We start from the raw sequence: 1458 nt of genomic DNA, 5'->3' as shown, positions 1-1458 counted from the left end.
AGAGCGTTGGAGAACATGTACATTGGTCGCGCTCGTTGACGGAGTACTGGATGCAGGAATGGCTGTTCGATTGGAAAAAATGCGCCCCGAGCATGCACGTTCAATAGCCTGGATTGATAAGCAGATAGCAACCGCATCACGAGGTATGGACACGCTGGAAAAAAGAGTCACCGAGTGGGCTGATGAAGTGAATTTGGGAACCATCGGCATGGCGTGCGCGATTGCCTGGTTGCAATTTCGTCATAGTGATCATGATTGGCTGAGCACACGGCCACAATTACGCACTTGGTATGAATCCTTTAACCAAAGAGATTCTCTACAAATAACGATGCCTGACCAGACACGCTAGACCTATCGGAATACAGCATAGTTAAGCGCTGAAATATTCATTTAATTAATCAGCTTAAGCCGGAGTCGTCGACAATGATAAAGAAACAGACAGTCTTGGTAGTCAGCTCAACAGCCCTACTCACTACTAGCTTGGGCGCTGCTCAGGCCCAAGATTCCGTAACGTTATCAATGGTACATGGCAGTCCCGACAGTCATGTGATCACCAAGCAAGGCGTAGAGCCTTGGATGTCCTGTGTCAGCGAAGAGACTAACGATCAGGTCAGCTTTGATTACTATCCAGGCGGGCAAATATCGAAAACGACTGAACTCCTCAATGCAATCGGTAGCGGTATCGCTGACGTAGCCCCGATCCCCATAGGTTACGCGAGCGATGATATGCCCTTGAATGGTGTCTCGATGCTTCCGGGGCTGGGAAGTACTGCTACTGAGATCGTCACCAGCTACTCAGACACCCTAAAGAGCGGCATTCTCAAAGACGAATTTACCTCGAACAATCTAATGCCACTTGCCGTCATGGCCTACCCTCCCTACCAAGTGGTTTCCATGAGCGACAAAATCGATACTGCTGCCGCCTTCGAAGGCAAGGTACTACGCTCTGCGGGTGGCGCAATGAACCTGGCCATCAGCGAACTAGGTGCATCACCTGCCGAAATTCCAATCGGAGACACTTATATCGCCCTTGAACGCGGCACGGCAGATGGCACTATTTCCGCCTTTGCCAGTATTAAGCCCTTCAGTCTCCACGAACTAATGAGCAGCAATGGCGCGTTTGGGACATTTACGAATGTTCTCAGCATGCGCCTGGATGATTTTAATGCCTTGCCGAGCAAGTTGCAGGATGTTGTAACGAATTGTGGGACACGCACAGAGGAGGCCATGGCTAACTACTTGGATGGTCAGGTAATCCCCCTGAAAAATAATCGCGTTGATAAGTGGAATTTTGTAACCTGAAAACACAGGAGATTTCACATGCGCAAATCACGTTTTACCGACAGCCAAATCATGGCGATTTTGAAGCAGGCGGAGTCTGGTGTGCCTGTCCCTGAACTGTGTCGCGAGCACGGCATGAGCAGTGCCTCATTTTATAAATGGCGCTCCAGGTACGGT

Annotated in this window: 3 protein-coding genes; all 3 read left to right on the top strand. The window is 49.8% G+C overall.

Features of this window, described 5'->3' with window-relative positions; genetic code table 11:
• Nucleotides 1-349 (top strand): glutathione S-transferase C-terminal domain-containing protein (locus ACT3TC_RS17070; RefSeq protein ID WP_444641143.1); only part of this gene is annotated, 349 nt, incomplete at its 5' end.
• 74 nt (nt 350-423) lie between these two features.
• Entirely contained in the window at nt 424-1302 is an 879-nt protein-coding gene (locus tag ACT3TC_RS17065) for a hypothetical protein (protein ID WP_444641141.1), read from the top strand.
• Between the two features lie 18 nt (nt 1303-1320).
• On the top strand, nt 1321-1458 hold a 138-nt coding region (locus ACT3TC_RS17060; RefSeq protein ID WP_444641145.1), incomplete at its 3' end, for a transposase.

The sequence above is a fragment of the Halomonas sp. AOP27-A1-41 genome (genome assembly GCF_052378605.1).
GTDB classification, from domain to species: Bacteria; Pseudomonadota; Gammaproteobacteria; order Pseudomonadales; family Halomonadaceae; genus Vreelandella; species Vreelandella citrativorans.
The sequence above is the reverse complement of the archived record's forward strand: the minus strand, read 5'-3'. Positions and strand labels throughout refer to the sequence as shown.

Excerpts from the sequence above, each read along its gene's own strand:
- ACT3TC_RS17065 (WP_444641141.1), top strand. The coding sequence starts at position 424 with ATGATAAAGAAACAGACAGTCTTGGTAGTCAGCTCAACAGCCCTACTC.